Source organism: Comamonas endophytica (assembly GCF_023634805.2).
Taxonomy (GTDB): domain Bacteria; phylum Pseudomonadota; class Gammaproteobacteria; order Burkholderiales; family Burkholderiaceae_C; genus Comamonas; species Comamonas endophytica.
Map to the genome: position 1 here is coordinate 33,870 of NZ_CP106881.1, position 24,765 is coordinate 58,634.

Consider the following 24,765-nt stretch of genomic DNA (forward strand, 5'->3'; position numbering starts at 1 on the left):
GGCCGCGGGGCCGCCCTACACTTTCCCGATTGGACTGCCGGGTGCGCAGACACTGCCGCAGCTCCAGGAAAGGATGTTCGGCATGAGCCATCTTCTGTTGGGCGGCGAAGTGGACGCCCCCGCCGCCGTGGCGCCCGCCCCGGCAGAACTTTCCCAGCCGCAGCCAGCGCTGGCCGCTGACGACACCACCGCGCATTGCGCCATCGCCATCATCGGCGGCGGCGTGGCCGGCCTGCATACGGCACTGCGCCTGGCCGAACGCTTCGGGCCGCGCCTGTGCCTGTTCGAGCAGGACGCCTGCCTGGGCGGGCGCGTGTCCGATATTCCCGCATCCGACGAACAGGCCGCCGGCCCCTTCGTGCAGCTCGGCGCGCGGCGCATCATGGAAGGCCAGAGCGTGCTGACGCAGCTGGCCGAGGAGCTGGGCATTCCCCTGCAGAAGCCCGAAATGCTCGAGGAGCTGGGCTTCACGCGCGGCATGTATGCCACCAACAACGACGAGTTCATCCGCGTGTTTCCCGGGCTCGACGTGGACCGCAGCCGCGGCGGCTACGAGATCCAGCTCTACGAGAAGCTGCTGCGCGGCCCCGAGCGCCGGCATGTGGACGATTACCCGAATCTGCGCGCCTATGCCGAGAAGGTCATCGGCGCTGAGGGCTGCGCCTTCCTGCACGGCACCTACCGCTTCCGCGCCGATCACGAATACGACCTCAGCGCCAAGGCCTACCTCGACTATCTCGACGAGGAAAACGATGCCGGCGCGATCTGCCCCAGCGGCCATTGCCAGAGCCTGTACCCGGTGGGAGGCATGTCGGCCTATACGCGTGGCATGGAGCAGCGCGTGCGCGACCTGGGGTGCAGCTGCATCTGGGCGAGGCCGTGCAGTCCATCGACAAATCGCCCGCCGGCTACCTCATCAAGACGCCGCGGCGCGCCATCACCGCCAGCACGCTGGTGATCGCGCTGCCGCCGGTGGCGTTGGGCCAGGTCCAGGGCGGCATTGCCGAAAGCATCCGCGCCCAGGCCGAGTTCCAGGCCCTGGTCGGAGTGCGCGTCACCACCATCACCCAGTGGTACCGCGAGCCCTGGTGGCGCGGCATCGTCACCGCCAACGGGCGCCATGTGTGGCGCGCCTGGACCACGGGGCACTGCATCAACTCGGTGGAGATCCCGCTGGAGGAATATGCCTCGACGCAGAACGCGATACGCGTGGTCTACAACGACCAGACCGACTGCGCCGATCTCTGGGCCCGGCTGGCGCAGGGCCCGCTCGAGGCACTGGAGCGGGAGGTCGCCATCGGCCTGAACCATCTGTTTGCCGACAACGGCGTGACGCGGCCGGTGCACATCGGCACGCCCAGCCGGACCGTGTTCCGCGAATGGCCCGACGCCTGGTATTACCTGCGCTCCGGTAACCATTTCAGCAACCGCGACATCTTCCGCTGGGCCGTGCAGCCGCTGCCGGGCGAGGACGTCGCGCTGGTCAGCGACGGCTACAACCCGCAGCGCTCGGGCTGGGCCGATGCGGCCTACAAGTCATCGATCCACTATCTCAACCAACGCTTCGGCATGGGGCTGCCCGGACTGGAACGCCGGGCATGAGGCTTTCACCAACCTGCGCACGAGCCTTGGCTTGAGACCGAGACAAAGCGCTCGACCAGCAGCGCCAGTTCCTGCTCCTTTGCCGATGGCGGAGCATCCGCGCGGGCGCGCAGCACCCAGCGGCCCTGCACTTCCACCAGCAGCGGCGCGCCGGGCGCCGACTGGCTGGCAAGATAGGCGGCATCGAGCAGCGCCTTGTCGCCGGCCTGCGCCACCGGCATTTCGGCGCCGCTGCGGCATTCGGTGAAACGCGCTGCATCGCCGTGCTGGCGGTAGGTGCCGCGCCAGGTCTCGGTCTTGTCGGTGGGCTGCAGTGCGGCTGGCTGCATCGCGGGCGCCACGGGTGCTGGTGTCGAGCTGGAGATCCAGCTGGGCAGCGAAGGCATCGAGGGCATGCGCATCTCGCTGACATAGGAGCAGCCCGAAAGGGCCGCGGCGAAGGTCAGCAGCGCGATGCGCAGGGGCGGGAAATGCATGGGATGTCTTTCGGAAACAAGGGGGCACCTTAGCAGAAGCAATGCCCGTCATCGCCGTTCGCCCTTTTCTTGTGGATGGGCCGTTCATACTTCGACAGGCTCTGGACGAACGGTTTTTTTCCTCGGCTTCGGTGACATGGCGGTGTGAGGACACTCACAACGGGAAAAAACCGTTCGTGGTGAGCCTGTCGAGCCATGGACGTCATTCCACGAAGTGGTCCGTCCAACCTTCAACGAGCCCTCCAAGCCAGCCTCACCCCTGATGAAACCCCACCGTATTCCCCACCATCTGCGACGGCACCACCCAGGCGTCGAACTGCTCGCCCGTCAGATGGCCGCTGGCCACCGCCGCCTCGCGCAGGCTGGTGCCTTCGCGGTGCGCCTTCTTGGCGATATAGGCGGCCTTGTCGTAGCCAATGTGGGGATTGAGCGCCGTGACCAGCATCAGCGAACGCTGCACCAGCTCGGCGATGCGATCCTCGTTGGGCGTGATGCCCACGGCGCAGTGGTCGTTGAAGCTGCGCATGCCGTCCGACAGCAGGCGCACGCTCTGCAGGAAGTTGTGGATCACCATCGGGCGGAACACGTTGAGCTCGAAGTTGCCCGAGGCACCTCCGATGTTGATCGCCACGTCGTTGCCCATGACCTGCGCCGCCAGCATGGTCAGCGCCTCGCTCTGCGTGGGGTTGACCTTGCCCGGCATGATGGACGAACCCGGCTCGTTCTCGGGAATGCTCAGCTCGCCGATGCCGCTGCGCGGGCCGCTGGCCAGCCAGCGCACGTCGTTGGCGATCTTCATCAAGCTCGCGGCCAGGGTCTTGAGCGCGCCGTGCGCATGCACCAGCGCATCGACGCTGGCCAGCGCCTCGAACTTGTTGGGCGCCGTCACGAACGGCAGGCCCGTGAGCTGCGCCAACTCGGCCGCCACCGCGCCCGCATAGCCGTTCGGCGCATTCAAACCCGTGCCCACGGCCGTGCCGCCCAGCGCCAGCTCGCACAGGTGCGGAATGGCCGCGCGCACATGGCCCTGGCCATGCGCCAGCTGCGCCGCGTAGCCCGAGAACTCCTGGCCCAGCGTCAGCGGCGTTGCATCCTGCAGATGGGTGCGGCCGATCTTGATGATGCCGTCGAAGGCCTTGGCCTTTTCCTCGAGCGTGGCCTGCAGCTTGGCGATGGCCGGCAGCAGCTGGTGCGTCAGCGCCTGCACGGCCGCGACATGCATTGCCGTGGGGAACACGTCGTTGCTCGACTGGCTCTTGTTGACGTCGTCGTTCGGATGCACCAGCCGGCTCTCGCCGCGCTGCCCGCCCAGCAGTTCGCTGGCGCGGTTGGCCAGCACCTCGTTGACGTTCATGTTGGTCTGCGTGCCCGAGCCCGTCTGCCAGACGACCAGCGGGAACTCGCCCTCGTGCTGGCCGGCAACCACCTCGTCGGCCGCCGCGATGATGGCTTCGGACTTGGCGCCCTCGAGCAGGCCCAGTTCGCGGTTGACCTGGGAGGACACGCGCTTGACCAGCGCCAGCGCGTGGATCAGCTCGCGCGGCTGGCGCTCGCCGGAGATGTCGAAATTGAGCAGCGAGCGCTGCGTCTGCGCCCCCCAGAGCCTGTCGGCGGGCACCTCGATGGGGCCGAAAGTGTCATGTTCCTGTCGCGTAGCCGGTTGCGTCATCCACAAGTCTCCTGAGGGTTGAGAGGAAAAAATCCACCGGGGAATGATATCCATTCTCAATGGATTGCTGGCGTTGCACTCTGTGGCGCGTGCCCGAAGGCGGTGCCGAGCGTCCAAGTGTTATAGAAGACTACCGGGCTTTGCCACGCTTGGCGAGGAAGCGCGGGATAATCCCGGGTTGCTGTCGCTGTTACCTTCTCTAGAAAACCCACGATGACCACCACGATCCGCCAGCAGGACCTGATCGATTCGATCGCAGGCGCCCTGCAGTACATCAGCTACTACCACCCCGCCGACTACATCGCCCACCTGGCGCGCGCCTGGGAGCGCGAGCAGAGCCCGGCGGCCAAGGACGCGATGGCCCAGATCCTCACCAACTCGAAGATGTCGGCCATCGGCCGCCGCCCGATCTGCCAGGACACCGGCATCGTCAACGTCTTCCTGAAGATCGGCATGGACGTGCGCTGGGAAGGCTTCACCGGCGGCCTCGAGGACGCGATCAACGAGGGCGTGCGCCGCGGCTACAACCACCCCGACAACACGCTGCGCGCCTCCGTCGTGGCCGACCCGCACTTCGCGCGCAAGAACACCAAGGACAACACGCCGGCCGTGATCTTCACGCAGATCGTGCCCGGCAACACGGTCGACATCACCGTTGCGGCCAAGGGCGGCGGCTCGGAGAACAAGTCGAAGATGATCATGATGAACCCGGGCGACAGCATCGTCGACTGGGTGCTCAAGACCATCCCCACGATGGGCGCGGGCTGGTGCCCGCCGGGCATGATCGGCATCGGCATCGGCGGCACCGCCGAGAAGGCCGTGCTGCTGGCCAAGGAAAGCCTGATGGAAGACCTCGACATGTACGAGCTGCAGGCCAAGTCGCAGCGCGGCGAGAAGCTCGACCAGGTGGAGGAGATGCGCCTGGAGCTCTACGAGAAGGTCAATGCCCTCGGCATCGGCGCCCAGGGCCTGGGCGGCCTGTCCACCGTGCTCGACGTCAAGATCAAGATGTACCCGACGCACGCGGCTTCCAAGCCCGTGGCGATGATCCCCAACTGCGCCGCCACGCGCCACGCGCATTTCGTGATGGACGGCTCGGGCCCGGTCTACCTCGACGCGCCTTCGCTGGACCTGTGGCCCAAGGTCGACTGGGCGCCCGACACGCAGAAAAGCAAGCGCGTGGACCTGAACAACCTGACCAAGCAGGAAGTCGCGAGCTGGAAGCCCGGCGACACCCTGCTGCTCAACGGCAAGATGCTCACCGGCCGCGACGCCGCGCACAAGCGCATCCAGGACATGCTGGCCAAGGGCGAACCCCTGCCCGTGGACTTCACCAACCGCGTGATCTACTACGTCGGCCCCGTGGATCCGGTGGGTGGCGAAGCCGTGGGCCCGGCCGGCCCGACCACGGCCACGCGCATGGACTCGTTCACCAACATGATGCTGGAGAAGACCGGCCTGATCGCGATGATCGGCAAGGCCGAGCGCGGCCCGGTGGCGATCGAGGCCATCAAGCAGCACCAGAGCGCCTACCTGATGGCCGTGGGCGGCGCCGCCTACCTGGTGTCGAAGGCGATCAGGAACGCCAAGGTGGTGGGCTTCGCCGACCTGGGCATGGAAGCGATCTACGAATTCGACGTGGTCGACATGCCGGTCACGGTGGCCGTCGACGCGGGCGGCACCAGCGCCCACATCACCGGCCCGGCGATCTGGAAGGAAAAGATCGCCACCGGCGAATTCAAGGGCATCGCGCTGGCCGGCGCCTGAGCCCGCGGCGGCCTGCTGCAGGCCGCCTGCGGACACGGCATACTTGCACGCGGGCCGCCCGGGCCCGCACTCCCTGCGCTCTCTCATGCACCACTTCCCCATCGGCATCTTCGACAGCGGCATCGGCGGCCTCAGCGTCCTGCAGGCGCTGCGCGGCGAGCTGCCGCAGGAGCAGCTGGTCTATGTCGCAGACAGCGGCCACGCACCCTATGGCGAGCGCGACGAGGCCTTCGTGCAGCAGCGCACGGGCGCCATCGCGCGCCACCTGCGCGCGCAATACGGCATCAAGGCGCTGGTCATTGCCTGCAACACCGCCACCGCCGCAGCCGTCGAGCAATTGCGCCGCGAGATGCCCGACCTGCTGCTGATCGGCGTCGAGCCCGCGCTCAAGCCCGCGGCGCAAAGCAGCCAGACGCACCATGTGGGCGTGATGGCCACGCGCGGCACGGTGGGCAGCGCGCGCTTCGCGCGCCTGCTGGCCGAGCATTCGCAGCACACGCGCTTTTCGGTGCAGGCCTGCGACGGGCTGGCCCTGGCCATCGAGCAGGCCACCGAGCAGCCCGCGCCCGCGCGGCTGGAGGACGGCGCACTTTGGGCGCACTGCGCGCGCCACACCGCGGCATTGGGCCGTTTCGGTCGCAACGCCGGCGAGATCGACACCCTGGTGCTGGGCTGCACCCATTACATCTTCGTCAAGGACGAGCTGCGCGCGCTGCTCGGCCCCGACATCGCGCTGATCGACACCGGCAGCGCCGTCGCGCGCCAGGTGCGGCGCCTGCTGGAGCAGGCCGGACTGCTCGCGCCCGAGGGCCTGGCGCCGCGGATCGAGCTGTTCGCGACCGGCGGGCTCAACAGCCTGCAGGCGGCGGCGCAGCGCTGGCTCGGGCTGCCAGCGGGATCCTGCGCGCATATCGACATCGGCTGAGGCGCCCCGCCCCGTCATGCGGAAAAACGGCGGGGGTGAAGCCTTGGCCGGCCTGGGGACCGGCTGTGCTGCCGGCGCCATGGGTGCGGTTCCCGGCTGGCTGGATTGCTGCAAAGTTGGACGAAGGAAGCATGTCATCCCCAGAGAACCCCATGCGGCCAACTGGAGCACGGCAGCTCATCCTCGCGGAGAAAAACACCACCGATGGGATCATTGCTGTGCGTCGTCGGGGATATCGAGGACGCAGAGTTGCGGCGGGAAACCAGCAGCGCTTCCTCTGACCACAATGCCCCAACGGCATCCGGAATGTTTTCGCCGTCGAAAAGCACCGGGCTGAGCTGCACTTGCACCTCCCGCGAGGCCGGGGCAACCATCGGATCACCAGCGGCCGCGCCAGCCGCCTGCGCAAGCCGGTGGGCCTCAGGCTGCACAGGCTCGATTGCGCCCCCCGCTGCGGTCGAGCCTGTGCCGTTGACAGGATTCATCCGCGCACCGGCGCGACGCAGGGTTTCCATCATGGCGGGATTGCCGATCTTTGCGCCCGTTGCAGTTCGATACCGAGATCGGCCCCGGCGCACCGCAGCGCTTCGACCACAGGCAGGTGCCCGTTTCCGGTCGCAAGCATTGCGGCGGAGTGCTGGCTTTGCTCGACCGCAGTGAAGCCGGCGCCTGCGGCGAGCAGCGCCTTGGCGATGTCGAGATGGCCCAGGCGCGCGGCCATCATGAGCGCAGTGAAGCCATCCCTGGCGCGGGCATCGACCTGCCCTGCGCATCCACCACAGTCTGGTTTCCGGCAAGCGCGGCCTGCATCGGCGCGGCGGTGCCATCGGCCGCGACGGCATTGCCATCCGCTCTAGGAGCCTGCAGCAGCGTCCGCACGGCGGCCACGTCGGCATTGCGCTGCGCGGCCGGCAGTCTGGGCTGGAGATCCGCGTCCATGTCCACCGGCGCGGCATGACCATGCCAGGCTGCCAACATGAACACCCTGGCGCCCTTTTCCCCTGCGCCATTCACGTTCGCCTCGGCCCCCGCCATGACGCGCCAACTGGCGGCGTCGTTGATGCTCATGCGCATATGCCATCGGAGATCCGCGCCAGCCCGCGCCAGCATTGCCACGACATCCTGATGACCATGGCGCGCCGCCATTACCAGCGCCATCACCAGTGGCGTCTGGCCTGTGTGCATGCGCGCTTTGGCTTGCAGCAAGGCGGCAACGATGTCGGCGTGTCCCCGTGAGGCAGCCACGATCAGTGGCGTCATGCCGTACCGATCGGTGCCATCCACCTGGGCCCCGGCGTACAACAGCGCTTGCACGATATCGGCGCGGCCAACATAAACCGCGTGAAAGATCACGGGCAAACGCGTGTGATCGACGGCATTGGCATCCGCACTGTGCTCCAGCAACACCTCGACCATGTCCAGACGTCCGAGATCCACCGCATGCAGCAATGCCGTCCAGCCCTGGCTGTCGACGGCATGGACATCGGCGCCAGCTCGCAACAATGCATGCACCGCCATCGGGGTCCTATGCATCACCGCCTCGTGGACCGCAGTAACGGGCAGCGCCATCTGGTTGGCAAAAATCCCGGCTGGCCGTGGCATATCTGTGGCTCCAGCCGCGCGGAATGTTGCGCCGATTTGAAAGGCAGAAAACATTTTGGGTCTCGGTTATGGGACTTGGTTGAAAAGCAAGGGTTGGACAGATTCGTAACCATCCAACGACGGTCCATCGATTTACCGGCCGGCGCCTGGCGCGCTGCCGGGATCGGTGCGTCTGCGGCGACCGGTGCCGACACGACCCCATGGACTGAAGCACGTGTGCGCACAGCGCGGCCTGGCTGCCTCATGCGGGATAGCGGGCATCGGAGTCCGGTCGTTGCACCCGCGCATGGCCCTGCTCGTGGTGGTTCCAGGCGTACTCGTCGAAATTGCCGATGGGTGGCAGCGATTCGTTCCAGTCATCCAGCGATGCCGGGGCTTGATCCGCCATCGGCATGGTCGAAGTGCCGGCCCCGACGCGCGGATCGGCCCCGAAGTGCATTGGCAACCAGGCTGGTGCAGCCCGCTGTTCGGCGGCGCCCGGGCGCGCTGCGGCGGGGACCGCGGCAGCGGCAGCCGAGGCGGGCCCCTGGGGGATCGGGGGCTGGCGCGCATATGCCGCTTCCGCCAGCAGGTCCGTGACGCCAACGTGGCCTGCATTCATGGCAACGATCAGCGCACTGTGTCCCTCGCCATCCACGGCATCGATGTTCGCTCCGGCTTGCAACAGCACGCGCACCACACCGGCATGCCCCCGGCCCGCCGCCATCAGCAGCGCAGTCAAGCCGTTGACAGCCGCATCCCGGTCAGCGCCTGCATTCAGCAACATTTTCACGATGGCGTCACGACCCTGCCGCGCCGCAGACATGAGAAAAGTCTCGCCGGCACGCACGGCACCGGCACACGCCCCGGCCTGCAGCAGCGTTTGGGCGGCCGCATCGCTGCCTTCGTCGATGGCTGCCGACATACACGCATTGATATCTGCGCCAAGTTTCACCAGTTCCTGGACGACACCCACTTTGGCGTTCTTTGCCGCATAGGCGATTGCAGCGTCTCCCGCACCATCGACTGCCTCCACTGCGGCGCCTTCAAGGGCCAGCAGGCGCACTACATCGGTCTGACCATAGCGGGCGGCCAGCATGAGCGGCGTGATGCCTTGCGCAGCGACGGCGTTGGCATCGTTGCCCGCTTTCAGCAACGCCTTGACCGCATCGACGCAGCCGCTTCGGGCCATATGGTGGATGGCCGTCATGCCGTGATCGTCGACGGCGTCGGCACGTGCGCCCTGGCCCAGCAGATAGATCACCACATCCGCCAGGCCCAGCCTGGCCGCGATCAGCAGCGATGACAATCCGCTGCCATTGTCGCCATTGACCTGGGCCCCGGCCTGCACCATGCGGGTCACCAGCAAGAAGCTGCCGCTTTGCATGGCGGTCACCAAATTGGCCTCGAGGGAGGCTCCAGCCGCCACCAAAGCGCTCACCGTCTCGGCGCAGCCCCGAATCGCTGCCAGCATCAATGCGCTGTATCCATTGGTGTCGACGCCGTTGGCATCCGCGTTGGCACGCAGCAAGGCCTTCACGATGCCGGTCTCGCCGTCTTGGACCGCCACCAGCATATGGGCGGTGATATCTGCTCCGGCACGCAACAGCGCGGCCAGCATCTCGGGCCGATCGTGCAATGCCGCCCACATCACCGGTGAGGGCCGCTGGCCCGGGACAGCGCCCAAGAACGCGCCATGCTGCGCCAGCGTACTCACCACCTCCACATGGTTCCTCAGGACGCCAACCATCAGCGCGCCGAGACCATGGACAGTGACTGCATTGACAGGGGCGCGAGCTTCGAGGAGCAAGCTCACCATCCGCACATGCCCATTCATTGCGGCCAAAATCAGCGGCGTCGCCCCCAGATCATTGCTTGCATTCACATGTGCACCGCCTCGCATCAGTGCCAGGGCAATGTCGGCGTAGCCCCGCTTTGCGGCCAGCATGAGCGGTGTGTCACCGTCTGCGTCGAATACGTTGACGTTTGCCTGCGCTTGCACCAGTGCATGGACGATGCCTACATCGCCGCCCATCACCGCCAGAAAAATTGCGGTACGACCGCGGCGGTCGGCGATATCGGTGGCGGCTCCGGCGTGCAGCAGTGCTTCGACTTCGGCAAGCTGGCGGTGCTCCACTGCATGCATCAAGGGCGTCCACCCCCGAGGATCCACCTGGTCCACATTCGCTGCATGCGCAGGCGTGAGCTGGAATGGGGTATTTGCTGCAGCGCTGAAGTCGTCGTGCTGCATGTCGTCGGGATGCGGATCTTGCTGCAACGCAACGGCGAGCGCCGGGAATTCGTTGCCCTCTGGCAGTGCCATATTCCGGAACGCAATGGGCGCGAAGGTCTGGGTGGATACAGAAATCATGAGGCTCTCTATAGTCACAAGGCTTCCACCATGCATGGAATGGCGTCCGTAGCCTCGAATAAATCTATTTGAATCAAAACATGATAGATTTTACCTATTGAGCGGCATCAAGTCAACGCTGCTTGTCCCGGGATGGCCGGCATGCAATGGAAACGCCTGCTGTGCCTGCATCGCCTGCAGGCACCGGTCGACATTCCACGCCCCGAGCTTCGATCGGTGGCACGGTCAGGCGCGGCGGCGCCTGGCGACCGCGCGGCGCCAAAGACAATATCCAGGGGAAAGGGCGAGCTATTGCGGCGCTGGCGCCGGCCCCCAAAGACGCGCGCCGCCCGCATCCAGATGGGTCAGGTACAGCCGCACATCGAACTCGTACTGGTGATAGGACGGCTCCATGTGGGAGCACAGCTGATAGAAGGCTTTGTCGTGGTCCTTCTCGCGCAGGTGGGCCAGCTCGTGCACCACGATCATGCGCAGGAATTCCTCGGGCGTGTTCTTGAACATCGCGGCCACGCGGATCTCGTGGCGCGCCGACAGCTTGCCGCCCTGCACCAGCGCGCGGCTGGTGTGCAGCCCGAGTGCATTGCGCACCACGTGGATCTTGCTGTCGTAGGCGACCTTCTGCAGCGTTGCGCCCTTGCGCAGGTGCTGCGCCTTGAGTTCGGCGGTGTATTCGTACAGCGCCTTGTCGGTGCGCAGCGCATGCGCCTGGGGGTATTTGCGCTGCAGCAGCGCGGCGGTGCCGCCGCTCGCGAGCAGCGCGCGCACCTGGTCCTGCAGCTGCGCAGGATAGGAGCGCAGATAGGGAAGGTCCATGGGCGTGCTGCCCGGCTGCGGCGAACGCGCCGCGCGCGCGGACATCAGTGCAGGTGGCGCGGGCGGCGGTTGCCGCCGCTGCCGTGGCCGGAGCCACCCGAGCCGCCGGGCCCGCGCGGGGGCTTGCCGATCTCCAGCGAGTTCACCAGCGCATCGAAGCGCAGCGAGAACAGCTTGTCGATCTCGGCGACCACGCCGCCGAGCTCGGCGCCGTCGAAATGGCGCTCCATCATGTTGACCACGTCCTGCACCAGCAGGTCGCGCTGCACCTGCATGATGGCCGCGGGCGTGGGGCCGACGAACAGCATCAGGAAGTCGTCGCGCGACTCGGCATCCTCGGCCTCTTCCTCTTCGTCGAACTCGGTGTCATAGAACGTGACTTCGATGGCCGCGCCCTGCTCCGACAGCTCGTTGAGGCTCATGCACATCTCGTCGAGCGTCTGGCGGAAGTCGTCGTCGCCGCGCACCGTCCAGCAGATCTGCAGGCGATGCTCGCGCGCGTCGAACTGGATACCCGGCTCTTCTTCATAGACGCTGGTCGCGCCATCGGCCAGCGAGCGCGCGCCGGCGTAGCTCCACAGCGGCTTGAGCGCTTCCTGCAGCTGCTCGAAGCTGGTCTGGGCCGTGAGCACCACCTGGCCGTGGACGTGGATTTCAAAAGGAGGGTTGTAACTTGACATGTTCGAATCTCGCTGGGCACTGTTCGGGGAAAACCGCTGTGTGACTGTTCGTTATGGAGGCAATTATGTCCTCGACACGCGTCAGGTTCTCGCGCGTGTCCGACAGCCGGTTCTCGGTTTCGCGCCGGCGCTCCTTGTACTTGGAGACGCCCGCCGCTTCCTCCAGGAACAGCCGCAGCTCCTCGGGCCGCGACTCGATGATGCGGCTGATGGTGCCCTGGCCGATGATCGCGTAGGCGCGCGGGCCCAGGCCGGTGCCGAGGAACACGTCCTGCACGTCGCGCCGGCGCACCGGCTGGTTGTTGATGAAGTAGCTGCTGTTGCCGTCGCGCGTGAGCACGCGCTTGACGGCGATCTCGCCGTACTGGCCCCACTGCCCGCCCGCGCGGTGGTCGCTGTTGTCGAACACCAGCTCCACGCTGGCGCGGCTCGCGGGCTTGCGCTGCGTGGTGCCGTTGAAGATCACGTCCTGCATCGACTCGCCGCGCAGCTCGCTGGCCTTGCTCTCGCCCAGCACCCAGCGCACCGCATCCATGATATTGGACTTGCCGCAGCCATTGGGCCCGACCACGCCGACCAGCTGCCCGGGCAGCAGGAAATTGGTCGGCTCGGCAAAGGACTTGAAGCCGGACAGCTTGATCGAGTTAAGGCGCACGGAGGTGGAGTGACAGCTTCATGGAACAGGCCTGAATGATACCGTGCCCGCCCCAGCCGCAAGCGCAGGCGCGTGCAGCTTTTGGCCGGGCATGCCGGTGCCGATTCACGCGCCGCGCGGCGCAAACGCGATGATGCACATTCCCGCCAGCGCGACGCACGCGCCCAGCAGGTCCCAGCGCGTGGGCTGCACCCCGTCCACCAGCCACAGCCAGAGCAGCGCCACGGCCACGTACACCCCGCCATAGGCCGCATAGACGCGGCCCGAGGCATCGGGGTGCAGCGTCAGCAGCCAGACAAAAACCGCCAGGCTGGCGCCCGCGGGCAGCAGCAGCCAGGCGCCGTGGCCGTGGCGCAGCCAGAGCCAGGGAAGGTAGCAGCCGACGATCTCGGCCACCGCGGTGGCCGCAAACAGCAGCAGGGTCTTGATCTCAGGCATGAAAGACAAGCGATGCGACGACGGCGCTCAGGCCGTCTGCCTTTCGCGGCGCACCAGGGTCTCGAGCTGCGCCACGGGCACCGGCGGGCTCAGCAGATAGCCCTGCCAGGCATGGCAGCCATGCTCGTGCAGGAACGCGCGTTGCGCCTCGGTCTCCACCCCCTCGGCAATGACCCGCAAGCCCAGGCTCATGCCCAGCGCGACGATGGTCTTGGCGATCGCCGCGTCGTTGGGGTCGGTCAGCACGTCGCGCACGAAGCTCTGGTCGATCTTGAGCTGGTCGAGCGGCAGCCGCTTGAGGTAGGCCAGCGAGGAATAGCCGGTGCCGAAGTCGTCCAGGGAGAAGCCCACGCCATGCTGCTTGAGCTGCACCATCTTGGCGATGGTGTCGTCGATATCGGTCAGCAGCAGCCCCTCGGTGAGCTCGAGCTTCAGACGCGAGGGCGGCGCGCCGGTGACCGCCAGCGCCGCCAGCACCTGGTCGACGAACTGCGCCTGGTAGAACTGGCGCGGGCTGACGTTCACCGCCACCACCAGCTCCGACAGCGCCGGATCCTGCGCCCAGCGGGCGAGCTGCTCGCAGGCGGTGCGCAACACCCACTCGCCCAGCGGCACGATCAGGCCGCTTTCCTCGGCCAGCGGAATGAAGTTCGCGGGCGAGACAAAGCCCTTGCCCGGATGGCGCCAGCGCACCAGGCCCTCGGCGCCGATGATGCTGCCGTCCTCGACCTGCGGCTGGAAGAACAGCTCGAACTGCTGCTGGGCCAGACCGGTGCGCAGGTCCTGCTCCAGCGTCGCGCGCTCGCGCACCACCTGCTGCATGCGCGGATCGAAGAACTGCAGAGTGTCGCGCCCGGCCTTCTTGGCCTGGTACATGGCCAGGTCGGCGCGGCGCAGGAGCTCGTCCACGGTATCGTCGAGCCCCTGGAAGATGGTGGCGCCGATGCTCACCGTGGCATGGCAGTCCTGACCGTCGTCGAGCACATAGGGCTGGCGCAGCGCCCGCAGAATGGTCTGGCCGACCTCCTGGGCCATGGCGGCGGCCTGCACCGGGTCCTCGCCCAGGTCCTCGAGCACCACGACGAATTCGTCGCCGCCCTGGCGCCCCACGGTGTGCGCCCCGTCGACGGCCTCGCGCAGCCGCGTCGCGACCTGGCGCAGCAGCGCGTCGCCCTGGTCGTGGCCGCGCGTCTCGTTGAGCGTCTTGAAGTTGTCCACGTCCAGCATCAGCAGCGCACCCGAGCGCTGGCGCCGCGCGCCCGCGCCCAGCGCCTGCTGCAGGCGGTCGAGCAGCAGCCGGCGGTTGGGCAGCTGCGTCAGCAGGTCATAGAACGCGAGGTAGCGGATCTCCTCCTCGGCCGCCTTGCGCTGGCTCAGGTCTTCCAGCGTGATCAGGTACTGGCCGTCCATGGCCACGCCGCCGATCTCCACCGTGCGCAGGCGGCCGTCGTGGCAGACGATGCGGTACTCGGCGGGCTGGAGATTGCCGTCGAGGGCGCGTGCGCGCATCTTGGCTTTCTGCAGCTGCTCGCAGGCCTGTGCGCGCGCGCGGTCATCGGGATAGGTGGCGGCCCACCAGTCGCTCACGGTGGGCGCATCGGCTTCGGTATAGCCGCAAGTGGACACGAAGCGGTCGTTGCGGTAGACGATGTCGCCTTCCTCGCTGACGATGGCCAGCCCCACCGGCAGACGCTGCAGCACCGCACGCAGGCGTTCCTCGTTTTCGCGGTGATGCTGCTCGAGACGCCGGCGTTCGGTGACATCCTGCACCACGCCCAGGTTCAGCGACTGGCCGCGCGGGCCCCGGCCAATGGAGGAAGCGGTTTCCTCCACCCAGATGATCGAGCCGTCGCTGCGGATCAGGCGCAGCTCGTGCTGGTACTCCTGCATTTCCCCCCGGCCCAGCCGCTGCATCAGCGATGCGTGCTCGGCGCGGTCGCCAGGGTGGATGAATTCGCTGAAATGCCGCCCCGGCAGGACATCGAGCGGCAGCCCCAGCAGGCTGGCATAGCGCTGATTGACCTGCTCGAAGGCCCCGGTTTCGGCATCGAGCTGGACCACGCCCACCGCGGCCTGGTTGAAAAGTGCCTGGATGCGCTGGTCGCTGTGCAGCGCCGTGGCCTGCATGCGCTCTTGCTCCCATGCGTGCTGGCGCCGGCGCAGGTACCAGTAAGTGGCTGCCGCCAGCAGCAGCGATGCCAGCCCGCCGCCAGCCATCACCAGCCAGGGCAGCGCCGACTGCCGCGGCGCGGGCGGAGGCTTGGCCGGGCCGGCAGTGGCCACCGGAGCCGGCGCCGCAGCCGCCCATGCGCTGCCAAAGGCGGCAACGGGCTGCGCCGGAGCGGCGGCAGTGCCTGCCGCATGCGGCGTGCGCATCAACGCCAGGCCTGCGCCGGCGCTCAAGGAGACTCCCAGGACAAGGACCACCACCGCAGGCACAAGAATGCGTTGCTTTTTCGACAGGCCCGTAATGTGAAAAGTCATGGGAACATAAGCGCGCCGTGGCAATCCTGCTGGTTCACAACGTCAAACGATTAAAGAAGCTATGAATCCAATAGCAGGCCGAGCATAGCTGCTTTTTGCTTCGCTACTCGTCAGACACCATCGATTTCCGGGTGTTGCAACGTGGGCTTGCCCGTTCATTCGACCAGGCGCCCGGCCTCCACCGTGAGACAGCGTTCGCAGCGCGCCGCAATGGCCCGGTCGTGCGTGACCAGTATCAGCGTGGTGCCGCGCTCGCGGTTGAGCTCGAACATCAGCTGCATGATGGTCTCCCCCGTCGCGAAGTCCAGGCTGCCGGTGGGCTCGTCGGCCAGCAGCACGGCGGGCTCGACCACGAAGGCGCGCGCCAGCGCCACGCGCTGCTGCTCGCCGCCCGACAGCAGGCGCGGGTAGTGGCCCTCGCGCTGGCCCAGGCCCACGCGCGCCAGCATCTCGCGCGCCCGCTGGCGCGCCGCGCCGTGGCCCGCCAGCTCCAGCGGCAGCATCACGTTCTCCAGCGCCGTCAGATTGCCCAGCAGCTGAAAGCTCTGGAACACGAAGCCGAGCTTTTGCGCGCGCAGCGCGGCGCGGTCGTCCTCGTCCAGCGCAAACAGGTCCTGTCCCTCGAGGCGCACCGTGCCCGCGCTGGGCGTGTCGAGCCCGGCCAGGATGGACAGCAGCGTGCTCTTGCCCGAGCCGGAGGCGCCGACGATGGCCACGCTCTCGCCGCGCGCGAACGAGGCATGGATATCGCGCAGGATGTCGAGCGAACCCGTGGAATCGGCAACCGACTTGGAAAGGTGCTCGATTTCAAGCAAAGGGGGTGGTACAAGGGATGCTGGCATATCAACTGAATTGGATCGCATGAAATTGAAAGCAATCGACAGGCGGCGCTGGCTGCTGGCAGCGGCGGCTGCCACGGCCTGCGGCAACGGTATCGCCGCGCCCGCCAAATCCGCCCGGCCTCCCGTGGTCCTGGTGGTGGGCGATTCGCTCAGCGCCGAATACGGCCTGGCCCGGGGTCAGGGCTGGGTGGCGCTGCTGCAGCAGCGGCTGGCAAAAAGCATGCCTGATGCGCGCGTGATCAACGCCAGCGTCAGCGGCGACACGACGGCGGGAGGGCGTGCACGGCTGGCCAATCTGCTCAGGCAGCACCAGCCGACGGTGGTGGTGATCGAGCTTGGCGGAAACGACGCACTGCGCGGGCTGCCGGTGGCGGGGACGCGCGACAACCTGCTGGCCATGACGCGCGCAGCCCAGGCGGCGGGTGCCAGGGTATTGCTGCTGGGCATGCAGGTGCCGCCCAACTATGGCGGCGCCTACGGGCGCGACTTCAGCGCGGTGTTCCCGGAGGTGGCGCGCCAGAGCAAGGCGGCCCTGCTGCCCTTCCTGCTCACCGGCATTGCCGATGTGCCGGACGCTGCCGCCTGGTTCCAGCCCGACCGCATCCATCCCGCCGCCCGGGCGCATCCGCGGATGCTGGAAAACGTGTGGCCGCATCTGGAGCCCCTGCTCAAGCAGCCCTGATTTGCGCAGCCTGCGCCGAGGCCGACCCGGCCCGGGCTGTGCCACGCGCCCCGCACAGGGCATCGCGCCGGGCGATCAGCGGCCCGCGCTGGGCGGGAGCACGTCCGTAACCGGCACGTCCGTAACCGGCATGTCCGCATCCGGCGCGGGATCGGCGTCGGGAGCCGCCTGGCCTGCGCCCGGATGCTCGGCCACCTCGCTCCTGCGTTGCTCCTTGGCGCGCTCCTTGTCCTGCTTCTTCTGCTTCTTGGCGAGCTCGCGTTGCCGTTTTTCGTATCCGTAGTTGGGTGTTGCCAATGTGCTCTTTCGTTGATTTGACGCTGCGCCTACTGTACCAGCCCTCGGTTGCGGCTTCATCCTCACGACCCTGAGGCCCGCCCGGGCGGCGCCTTCGCCCGCAGCGCGCCGGCGCGCACCTTCGAAAAAGGGTCAGGAAAAAGCCGCTTCCAGTGCCTGCGCCAGATCGGCGCGCAGGTCCTCGACGGCTTCCAGCCCCACATTGAAGCGCACCACGGTGCCGGGCCGCAGCTGCGGCAGCGCGCGCTCGCGCATGCTCTCGATCTCGTAGGGCACCACCAGGCTGGTCGGGCCGCCCCAGCTGTAGCCGAGCTTGAACAGGCGCAGGCTGTCGCAGAACGCATCGACCCGGGCCTGGCTGTGGCGTGGATCGAAAACCACGCTGAACAGCCCGGCCGCCGCGCCCTGCCCGCCGAAAGCCCCGCCGCACAGCTGCTGCCAGTGCGCATGCCCGGGCGAGCCCGGCAGCGCCGGGTGCAGCACCTGCACGACGCACGGGTGCCGCTGCAGCCAGCCGGCGAGCTCGCGCGCGGCGGCATCATGGGCGCGGTAGCGCAAGGCCACACTGGGCAGCGCGCGCAGCAGGGTTTCGCAATCGTTGCCCGACACGCCGATGCCCAGCCGCATGTGCGTGAGCTTCAGGCGCAGGTGCAGTACCTGGTCCACGGTGATCACGCTGCCCATCAGCACGTCGCCGCCGCCGCTCGGGTACTTGGTCAGTGCATGCACCGAGATGTCGACGCCCAGCCGGTGGCTGCCGTCGCCATCGAGGTCGAAGGGCCTGAAGGCCAGCCCCGCGCCCCAGGTGTTGTCCAGCGCCGAGATCACGCCGCGCTCGCGGCACAGCGCCACCATGGCCGCCAGGTCGGGAAACTCCATGCTGACCGAGCCCGGCGCCTCCAGCCAGACCAGGCGGGTGCGCGGCGTGATGCGCGCCGCGAGGTCGGCCACGTCCATGGGATCGTAGAAGGCATGCGAAATGCCCCACTGCAGCAGCTCGGCCTGCGCCAGCGACTTGTTCGGCCCGTAGGCATTGTCGGGGATCAGCACCTCGTCGCCGGTGCCCAGCAGCGCCAGCGCGACGCAGGCTATCGCCGCCAGACCGCTGGGCGCCAGCAGGCACTGCTTGCCGCCTTCCAGCGTGCACAGGCGCTCCTCGAGCTGGTAGCTGGTGGGCGTTCCATGCAGCCCATAGGTATAGCCGCTCTTGTCCAGCCAACGGCGGTTGCGCAGGGCCGCCACATCGGGAAAAACCACCGTGGACGCCTTGTGCACTGCAGGCTGCAGCGCCACGAAGTCGGACGGCGGCTGATAGGGATGGTGGACCAGTGCGGTGATCAGGTCGAGGTCGGGTTGTTTCATGGGGCAATGGTAGCGCCGCGGCATGCCCCGCCGCGCAACATCGTCCGCTGCGCTGCCTGCAGTCCCTCGCGCCACAAGGCAGTGCAGGCGCCCTGTGAAAGGGCGCCTGCAGCCGGGAAGACGGCAGCCCGCGCCTGATGGCGCAGGTAGGGACACGGCATCACCGCACCCCGAGGACCGGGCCGCTTAGCGGGCCTGCACGGTCAGCATATTGTTGACCGATTTGACACCACCCACGCCCTTGGCGATTTCACCGGCGCGGGTCTTGGCGCTCTCGCTGGGCGCCGTGCCGTTGAGCGTGACGACGCCGTCCTTGGTGTCGACATTGATCTGCAGCGCGCTCAGCTCGGAATCCTTGACCAGAGCCGCCTTGATCTCGGCCGTGGTGGTGGCTTCGCCAGCCACGTTCATCGCGTTGTTGGCGGCATTGCTGGTGGCATCGCCCACGCGGTCGGCGGCATTGCTGGCGGCGTCGCCTGCACGCTCCGCACCCGCTTCGATGCGCGCCCCGGCCGAGCGGGTGGCTTCTTCCGTGCGTTGCGCCGCGTTGTCGGCGGCTTGCTCGGTGCGCGCCACAGCCGAATCCAGGCGCTGGCCGGCAGTCTGGTCCTCGTTTTTGCCGCAGGCCGACAAGCCCAGTGCCAGGGTGGTCACGGCCAGGATGGAAAGAATGCGTTGACGTGGCTGGATCATGTTGATTGCTCCTCGGGCCGGGGCCCTGCGTGTTGTTGGTGATGAGAATGTATTTCCGCCCTCCGGAGCGCACCGTCGGAACCAGCCGAAGCCTGCGTAGGACAGGCGCCCAACACGCCGACCCCCTGCGCGCTGCCGCACAATGCTGCCCATGCCCGACCTCACCCGCTGCTTTCCCTTTCTTGCCTGGCCCCGTCCCCGCCCCGAGCTCCTGCTGGGTGAATTCTGGGCCGGCATGACCGTCGGCCTGATGCTGCTGCCCCAGGGCGTGGCCTATGCGGCGCTCGCGGGCATGCCGCTGGTGACGGGCATCTACGCGTCGCTGATTCCGGCCTTGGTGGCCGTTCTGTGGAGCGCCTCGCCGCGCCTGGGCGTGGGGCCGACGGCGCTGACCAGCCTGCTGATCGGCGCCTCGCTGATGGGCCTGGCCGAACCGGGCAGCGCCCACTGGGTCAATCTCGCGGTCTGGATCGCGCTGCTCTCGGGGCTGCTGCAATGCATGCTGGGCGCGCTGCGCGCGGGCTGGCTGCTCAATCTCGTGACCTCGCCGGTGCTCAACGGCTTCACGCAGGCGGCCGGACTGCTGATCCTCGCCTCGCAGCTGCCGGCGCTGCTGGGGTTGCGCACCACCTGGAATGCGTTCTTCTCCGCCCCGTCGCTGCACCACTTCGACCTGCGCGCCGCCGGCATCGGCCTGGCAAGCGTGGCGCTGCTGCTGGCGTTCAAGCGCTGGCGTGCCGGTTTTCCGGCCGCCATGGCCGTCGCCGGCCTGGCCGGCGTGCTGAGCTGGGCCACGGGCTTTGCCGACCGCGGCGGCGACGTCGTGGGAACGCTGCCCGCTGGCCTGCCCTCCCTGCATTGGCCCCAGTGGCTCGAAGGCAGCGAATTCGCGGCGCTGATCATGCCGGTGCTTGTGATCTCGCTGGTGAGCTTCCTGGAGACCGCCTCCAGCGCCCAGGCCGAGCACCAGCAGGCCGGCACGCGCTGGAACGAGAACCAGGATCTGCTGGCCCAGGGCATGGCCAAGATCAGCTCCGGGCTGTGCGGCAGCTTCGCCACGAGCGCCTCGTTCTCGCGCTCGGCCGTGAACCTGATGGCCGGCGCGCGCACCGGCTGGGCCACGGTGTTCGCCATCGGCTTCGTGTTCATCGTGCTGCTGTGGCTCACGCCCGCGCTCTACCATGTGCCGCAATCGGCGCTGGCGGCGATCGTGGTGACGGCCGTGCTCAACCTGATCAAGCCGCGCACCATGTTCCGGCTCTGGCACATCTCGCGCACCGAGGCCTGCATCGGGCTGGCCACCTGCGCGCTGACGCTGGCCACCGCGCCGCAGCTCTACTGGGGCGTGCTGGCCGGCATCGTCATGGGCCTGTGCCATTTCCTCTACCAGCGCCTGCACCCGCGCATCATCGAGGCCGGGCTGCATGCGGACGGCAGCCTGCGCGACCGGCACCTGTGGCAATTGCCAGCGATTGCGCCGGGCGCCTTCGTGCTGCGCATGGATGCCGAGCTGGATTTCGCCTCGGCGCGCGCGCTCGAGCAGCGCGTCGTCGACCATCTCGGCGCGCATCCGCAGATGCAGCACCTGTGCCTGCTGGCCCAGCCCATCAACCGCATCGACATCACTGGCATAGAGACTTTTGCGCGCATCCGTGGACTGCTGCGCCAGCGCGGTGGCACACTGCACGTCAGCGGGCTCAAGCTGCCCGTCGAAAACGGCCTGCGGCGCGCGGGGGTGCTGCAGCCTGCGCCCGATCTGGCACTCTACCGCACCGATGTCGAAGCCCTGGCGGCGCTGCAGCATCTGGCGCGGCAGCCTTCCTGATTTGTGAACAGGAACTGCGAGGCTGATACACTCTGGCAACACTGATTTGCATTTTGTGACTGGTTCCGCGACCTACCAATCCGTTTTCCTGCGCGACCTGCGCCTGTCTACGGCCCACAGCCTGGTGACCCAGTCTGGTGCGCCGGGCCAGGGCCTGCCCAACGAAACCCCGACGCGTTACCTCCAGGCACTGATCGACGGGCTGTGCGAGCTGTCGCTGCGCGATCCGCTCACGGGGCTCGCCAACCGCCGGCATTTCCGCAGCGTGCTCGAGCGCGAGGTCGATCGCATGGCGCGATCGGGCGAGGCGGCACTGCTGCTGATGCTCGACATCGACCACTTCAAGAAGATCAACGACACGCACGGGCACATCGCGGGCGATATGGTGCTGCAATCGGTGGCGCGCACCCTGCTCGGCTGCGTGCGCCCCATGGACACACTGGCGCGCTACGGCGGCGAGGAATTCGCCATCGTGCTGCCCTCCTGCCAGGCCACCTATGGCCGCGCGATCGCCGAACGCATCCGCGAGGCGGTCGAGTCCACGATGATCCGCGTCTCGCCGGCCCTGGCGCTCAACGTGTCCGTCAGCATCGGCGGCGCCTACGCGCTGCAGTGGATCCGCAGCACCACCCAGCTGTGGATCGAGCGCGCGGACAACCAGCTCTATCAGGCAAAATCCGCCGGTCGCAACCGTATCTGCATCGAAGAGCAACCCGACAGCACCGTGAGTGCGGAAGAAAAGAGCATGTTGTTTGGCCCCCTGTCCACGTATTACCCCCCGGCTGACGTGGATCGGTCGACGGTTCCCCTGGCCGACGCCAGCGGCCGGCACACCGGCCGGTGAAAGCAATGCGATGAGCGACGCCGTTCTGCCCTCCCATCCCGCCCTTCCCACGAGCACGCCCATGGGCGAGGCGGTGCGCACGCGTTCCCAGCAGCGTGCCCGCATCATTGCCATCACCAGCGGCAAGGGCGGCGTTGGCAAGACTTTCGTCTCGGCCAACCTTGCCGCCGCGTTGACGCGCCATGGCCTGAAAGTCCTGGTGCTCGACGCCGACCTGGGCCTGGCGAATCTGGACGTGGTGCTGAACCTGTTCCCGAAGATCACGCTGCATGACGTCTTCACCGGCAAGGCCGATCTGGAGGACGCGCTGCTGCCCAGCCCGGGCGGTTTCTCGGTGCTGCTGGCGGGCTCCGGCATGGTCGAGTACTCGCATCTCACGCCCGAGATCCGTGCCAAGTTCCTGCAGGTGGTCGAGACCATGGCGCCGCGCTTCGACGTCATCCTGCTCGACACCGGCGCCGGCATCTCCGACGTGGTGCTGTTTTCCGTGTCGATGGCCGACGAAGTGATGATCGTGGCCACGCCCGAGCCCACCTCGCTGACCGACGCCTATGCAGCCATCAAGGTGCTGGCGACGCAGCAAAAGCGCCAGCACATGCGCCTGATCATTAACCAGGCGGCGCGCCCCGGCGACGGGCGCGCGATCACCGGGCAACTGCAGCAGGTGCTCAACCGCTTCGTGACCACCGAGGACGGCCAGCCGGTGCGGCTGCTGCACATGGGCGACATCCCGGCCGACCCTGCGGTGCGCGAGTCGGTCATGCGCCGCCAGCTGCTGCTGCAGGCCACGCCGGGCTGCGCCGCGGCATTGTCCGTGGCACAGCTGGCCAACAAGATCAAATCGATTCTGACCCCCTGAAGCCGCAGGCCAAGCCGGCGCGCAGGCAGCGCCCCGGCGGGCTCCAGGCATTTCCATCCGTGACCGACATTCTCAATATCTCCTGCTACAAATTCGTGGCATTGCCCGATGCGCCCGCGCTGCGCGACACGCTTGCTGAGCGCGCGAATGCCGCCGCTCTCAAGGGCACCATCCTGCTGGCTGAGGAAGGCATCAATTTCTTCCTGGCCGGGCCCGCAGAGCGCGTGCGCGGCTTCGTCGATGAACTGCGCGCCGATCCGCGCTTTGCCGACCTCGCGCCCAAGGAAAGCTGGTCGCAGCAGGTGCCCTTTCGCAAGATGCTGGTCAAGGTCAAGCGCGAGATCATCCGCATGGACCATCCCACCATCAAGCCGGCGCTCGGCCGCGCGCCCGCCGTGAGCCCCGCGCGCCTGCGCCAGTGGCTCGAGCAGGGCCATGACGACGCAGGGCGGCCGGTGGTGACGCTCGACACGCGCAACGACTTCGAGGTCGATGCCGGCGCGTTCGAATCCGCCATCGACTGGCGCATCGCCAAGTTCACCGAGTTCCCCGCGGCGCTGGCGGCGCACCGCGCCGAACTGGCGGACAAGACCGTGGTCAGTTACTGCACCGGCGGCATCCGCTGCGAGAAGGCCGCGATCCTGATGCGCGAGCAAGGGCTCGAACATGTCTATCAGCTTGAGGGCGGCATCCTCAAATATTTCGAGGAGACGGACGGCGCGCACTACCGCGGCGGCTGTTTCGTCTTCGACGAGCGGCGCGTGCTGGACCCATCGCTGGACACCGTGCCCGCCGACCAGCTGCCGCCCGGAGCGCTGTAGGCCCGCGCCACAAGGCACGCGCGGCATGGGCCGCCGCGGCCGGCCTGCCGGCATCTTCGAATCCCCTGAATCGGCCCCTGCCATGTCCACCCCCCGCGATGCCCTGACCCCCGACAGCCTGGCCATGCTCCAGGTCATTGCCGATACCGGCAGCTTTGCCGCGGCCGCGCGCGCTCGGGCTGGTGCCCAGCGCGTTGACCTACCGCGTGCGGCAGATCGAGGACGCGCTGGACGTGCTGCTGTTCGACCGGCGCTCGCGCCAGGCGCAGCCCACCGAGGCCGGCCTCGAGCTGCTGCGCGAGGGCGCGCGGCTGCTGCAGGACATCGATGCCGTCGCGCACCGGGTGCGCCGCGTGGCCACGGGATGGGAGCCGCAGCTGACCATCGTCGCCGATGGCGCCTTGGCCCGCGGTCCGCTGTTCGACCTGGTCGAGGCTTTCTATGCGCTCGAGTCCCCCACGCGCCTGAAACTGCGCGATGGCATCCTGAGCGGCACGCTCGAGCCGCTGAGCATGGGCCGCGCCGACCTGGCCATCGGCGTTGCGGTGAATGCCAGCAACATCGCCGGCATCCAGCTGCAGGAGCTCGGCGAGATGGCATTCTGCCTGGCCGTCGCGCCCAGCCACCCGCTGGCGCGGGTGCCCGAGCCGATCAATGACGACACGCTGCTGCAGCACCGCGTGGTGGCGGTGGCCGATTCCGCCTCGCGCGACACCACCAGCGTGGGCGTGCTCGGCGGCCAGTCGGTGCTCACGGTGGACAGCATGGCGGCCAAGGTCGAGGCCCAGCTGCGCGGACTGGGCTACGGTTTTTTGCCGCAGGGCATGGTCAACGCGCATTTGCAGGCCGGACGCCTGGTGGTGCGCGAGGTGGTGCGCCCGCGGCGCACGCTGCGCCTGCAATATGCCTGGACCACTTCGGGCCATGCCAGCCCCGGGCGCGCGCTGCAGTGGTGGCTCGAGAAGCTCGCCAATCCCACCACCCGCACCGCCTTGCTGGAAAACCATCAGGACCTCTGAGCCGTCAACCGGTGCGCGAAGGGTGTAGAGTCAGTCCACGGTCGAGGCATCGAGAGACCT

23 protein-coding genes and 2 pseudogenes are annotated in these 24,765 nt (G+C 67.7%); 10 read left to right on the plus strand and 15 right to left on the minus strand.

Translation table 11 applies throughout. The features are described from left to right. Positions 1-82 precede the first annotated feature (82 nt). Both M9799_RS00165 and M9799_RS00170 read left to right on the plus strand, forming a co-directional pair. The gene (locus M9799_RS00165) at positions 83-958 is read left to right on the plus strand and encodes an NAD(P)-binding protein (RefSeq protein WP_263725549.1); all 876 of its coding nucleotides are present in this window, start codon (positions 83-85) and stop codon (positions 956-958) included. Continuing rightward, a complete protein-coding gene (locus M9799_RS00170; RefSeq protein WP_263725550.1) occupies positions 880-1,602 on the plus strand; it encodes a hypothetical protein in 723 nt (240 codons plus the stop codon). Before M9799_RS00165 ends, M9799_RS00170 begins: the two co-directional genes overlap by 79 nt. Positions 1,603-1,607: 5 nt before the next feature. Here M9799_RS00170 and M9799_RS00175 read toward each other — a convergent pair whose 3' ends face one another. Beyond that, positions 1,608-2,078: a hypothetical protein gene (locus M9799_RS00175; protein WP_231044407.1), complete on the minus strand. Its 471-nt coding sequence runs from the start codon at positions 2,076-2,078 to the stop codon at positions 1,608-1,610. A gap of 253 nt (positions 2,079-2,331) precedes the next feature. Beyond that, positions 2,332-3,747 (minus strand): class II fumarate hydratase, encoded by a 1,416-nt coding sequence (gene fumC / locus M9799_RS00180; protein WP_231044406.1) that lies wholly within the window; start codon positions 3,745-3,747, stop codon positions 2,332-2,334. A 213-nt stretch (positions 3,748-3,960) separates the two neighbouring features. Between fumC and M9799_RS00185 the strand changes: the two genes are divergently transcribed. Next, positions 3,961-5,514 (plus strand): fumarate hydratase, encoded by a 1,554-nt coding sequence (locus tag M9799_RS00185; RefSeq protein WP_231044405.1) that lies wholly within the window; start codon positions 3,961-3,963, stop codon positions 5,512-5,514. A gap of 85 nt (positions 5,515-5,599) precedes the next feature. Further along, entirely contained in the window at positions 5,600-6,439 is an 840-nt protein-coding gene (gene murI / locus M9799_RS00190; protein ID WP_231044404.1) for a glutamate racemase, read from the plus strand. 134 nt (positions 6,440-6,573) lie between these two features. Here murI and M9799_RS00195 read toward each other — a convergent pair whose 3' ends face one another. From M9799_RS00195 to M9799_RS00240, 10 genes and pseudogenes are all read right to left on the minus strand, one after another. After that, the gene (locus M9799_RS00195; RefSeq protein ID WP_231044403.1) at positions 6,574-6,957 is read right to left on the minus strand and encodes a hypothetical protein; all 384 of its coding nucleotides are present in this window, start codon (positions 6,955-6,957) and stop codon (positions 6,574-6,576) included. Continuing rightward, complete coding sequence (locus M9799_RS00200; protein WP_231044402.1) at positions 6,954-7,160, minus strand: ankyrin repeat domain-containing protein; 207 nt, start codon at positions 7,158-7,160, stop codon at positions 6,954-6,956. Before M9799_RS00200 ends, M9799_RS00195 begins: the two co-directional genes overlap by 4 nt. Beyond that, positions 7,160-8,095 (minus strand): ankyrin repeat domain-containing protein, encoded by a 936-nt coding sequence (locus M9799_RS00205; protein ID WP_231044401.1) that lies wholly within the window; start codon positions 8,093-8,095, stop codon positions 7,160-7,162. Before M9799_RS00205 ends, M9799_RS00200 begins: the two co-directional genes overlap by 1 nt. Before the next feature lie 187 nt (positions 8,096-8,282). Further along, a complete protein-coding gene (locus M9799_RS00210; protein WP_231044400.1) occupies positions 8,283-10,391 on the minus strand; it encodes an ankyrin repeat domain-containing protein in 2,109 nt (702 codons plus the stop codon). 288 nt (positions 10,392-10,679) lie between these two features. Beyond that, positions 10,680-11,249: a M48 metallopeptidase family protein gene (locus M9799_RS00215; RefSeq protein WP_231044399.1), complete on the minus strand. Its 570-nt coding sequence runs from the start codon at positions 11,247-11,249 to the stop codon at positions 10,680-10,682. Further along, on the minus strand, positions 11,249-11,884 hold the full coding sequence (locus tag M9799_RS00220; RefSeq protein ID WP_231044398.1) for a DUF6806 family protein: 636 nt from the start codon (positions 11,882-11,884) through the stop codon (positions 11,249-11,251). Before M9799_RS00220 ends, M9799_RS00215 begins: the two co-directional genes overlap by 1 nt. 60 nt (positions 11,885-11,944) lie before the next feature. Then, positions 11,945-12,539, minus strand: a pseudogene (locus M9799_RS00225) (chromosome segregation SMC family protein); the annotation flags it as partial. A 105-nt stretch (positions 12,540-12,644) separates the two neighbouring features. Further along, on the minus strand, positions 12,645-12,977 hold the full coding sequence (locus M9799_RS00230; protein ID WP_231042426.1) for a YnfA family protein: 333 nt from the start codon (positions 12,975-12,977) through the stop codon (positions 12,645-12,647). A gap of 27 nt (positions 12,978-13,004) precedes the next feature. Further along, a complete protein-coding gene (locus M9799_RS00235) occupies positions 13,005-15,380 on the minus strand; it encodes a putative bifunctional diguanylate cyclase/phosphodiesterase (RefSeq protein WP_231042427.1) in 2,376 nt (791 codons plus the stop codon). Between the two features lie 236 nt (positions 15,381-15,616). Further along, positions 15,617-16,303 (minus strand): ABC transporter ATP-binding protein, encoded by a 687-nt coding sequence (locus M9799_RS00240; RefSeq protein WP_231042428.1) that lies wholly within the window; start codon positions 16,301-16,303, stop codon positions 15,617-15,619. 19 nt (positions 16,304-16,322) lie between these two features. Here M9799_RS00240 and M9799_RS00245 point away from each other — a divergent pair, with 19 nt between their 5' ends. Continuing rightward, positions 16,323-16,985: an arylesterase gene (locus M9799_RS00245; RefSeq protein ID WP_231042429.1), complete on the plus strand. Its 663-nt coding sequence runs from the start codon at positions 16,323-16,325 to the stop codon at positions 16,983-16,985. A 75-nt stretch (positions 16,986-17,060) separates the two neighbouring features. Here the strand turns inward: M9799_RS00245 and M9799_RS00250 are convergent, their stop codons facing one another. The 3 genes from M9799_RS00250 to M9799_RS00260 form a co-directional block, all read right to left on the minus strand. Continuing rightward, complete coding sequence (locus M9799_RS00250; protein WP_231042430.1) at positions 17,061-17,282, minus strand: hypothetical protein; 222 nt, start codon at positions 17,280-17,282, stop codon at positions 17,061-17,063. Positions 17,283-17,414: 132 nt separating this feature from the next. Beyond that, positions 17,415-18,644, minus strand: coding sequence for a PLP-dependent transferase (locus M9799_RS00255; RefSeq protein ID WP_231042431.1), 1,230 nt, complete (start codon positions 18,642-18,644; stop codon positions 17,415-17,417). A gap of 186 nt (positions 18,645-18,830) precedes the next feature. Then, positions 18,831-19,337, minus strand: coding sequence for a BON domain-containing protein (locus tag M9799_RS00260; RefSeq protein ID WP_231042432.1), 507 nt, complete (start codon positions 19,335-19,337; stop codon positions 18,831-18,833). 151 nt (positions 19,338-19,488) lie between these two features. Here M9799_RS00260 and M9799_RS00265 point away from each other — a divergent pair, with 151 nt between their 5' ends. The 5 genes and pseudogenes from M9799_RS00265 to M9799_RS00285 all read left to right on the plus strand — a co-directional run bounded on the left by M9799_RS00265 (position 19,489) and on the right by M9799_RS00285 (position 24,705). Further along, positions 19,489-21,162: a SulP family inorganic anion transporter gene (locus M9799_RS00265; RefSeq protein ID WP_377006896.1), complete on the plus strand. Its 1,674-nt coding sequence runs from the start codon at positions 19,489-19,491 to the stop codon at positions 21,160-21,162. Between the two features lie 55 nt (positions 21,163-21,217). Beyond that, positions 21,218-22,006 carry a GGDEF domain-containing protein gene (locus M9799_RS00270; protein ID WP_231042434.1) on the plus strand — a complete coding sequence of 263 codons (789 nt, stop codon included), beginning with the start codon at positions 21,218-21,220 and terminating at the stop codon, positions 22,004-22,006. Positions 22,007-22,016: 10 nt separating this feature from the next. Then, positions 22,017-22,865 carry a MinD/ParA family protein gene (locus M9799_RS00275; RefSeq protein ID WP_377008567.1) on the plus strand — a complete coding sequence of 283 codons (849 nt, stop codon included), beginning with the start codon at positions 22,017-22,019 and terminating at the stop codon, positions 22,863-22,865. A gap of 59 nt (positions 22,866-22,924) precedes the next feature. Next, positions 22,925-23,686, plus strand: a complete 762-nt coding sequence (locus M9799_RS00280) for a sulfurtransferase (protein WP_231042435.1) — start codon at positions 22,925-22,927, stop codon at positions 23,684-23,686. A gap of 82 nt (positions 23,687-23,768) precedes the next feature. Further along, positions 23,769-24,705 (plus strand): annotated as a pseudogene (locus tag M9799_RS00285) (LysR family transcriptional regulator). Positions 24,706-24,765: the final 60 nt, after the last annotated feature.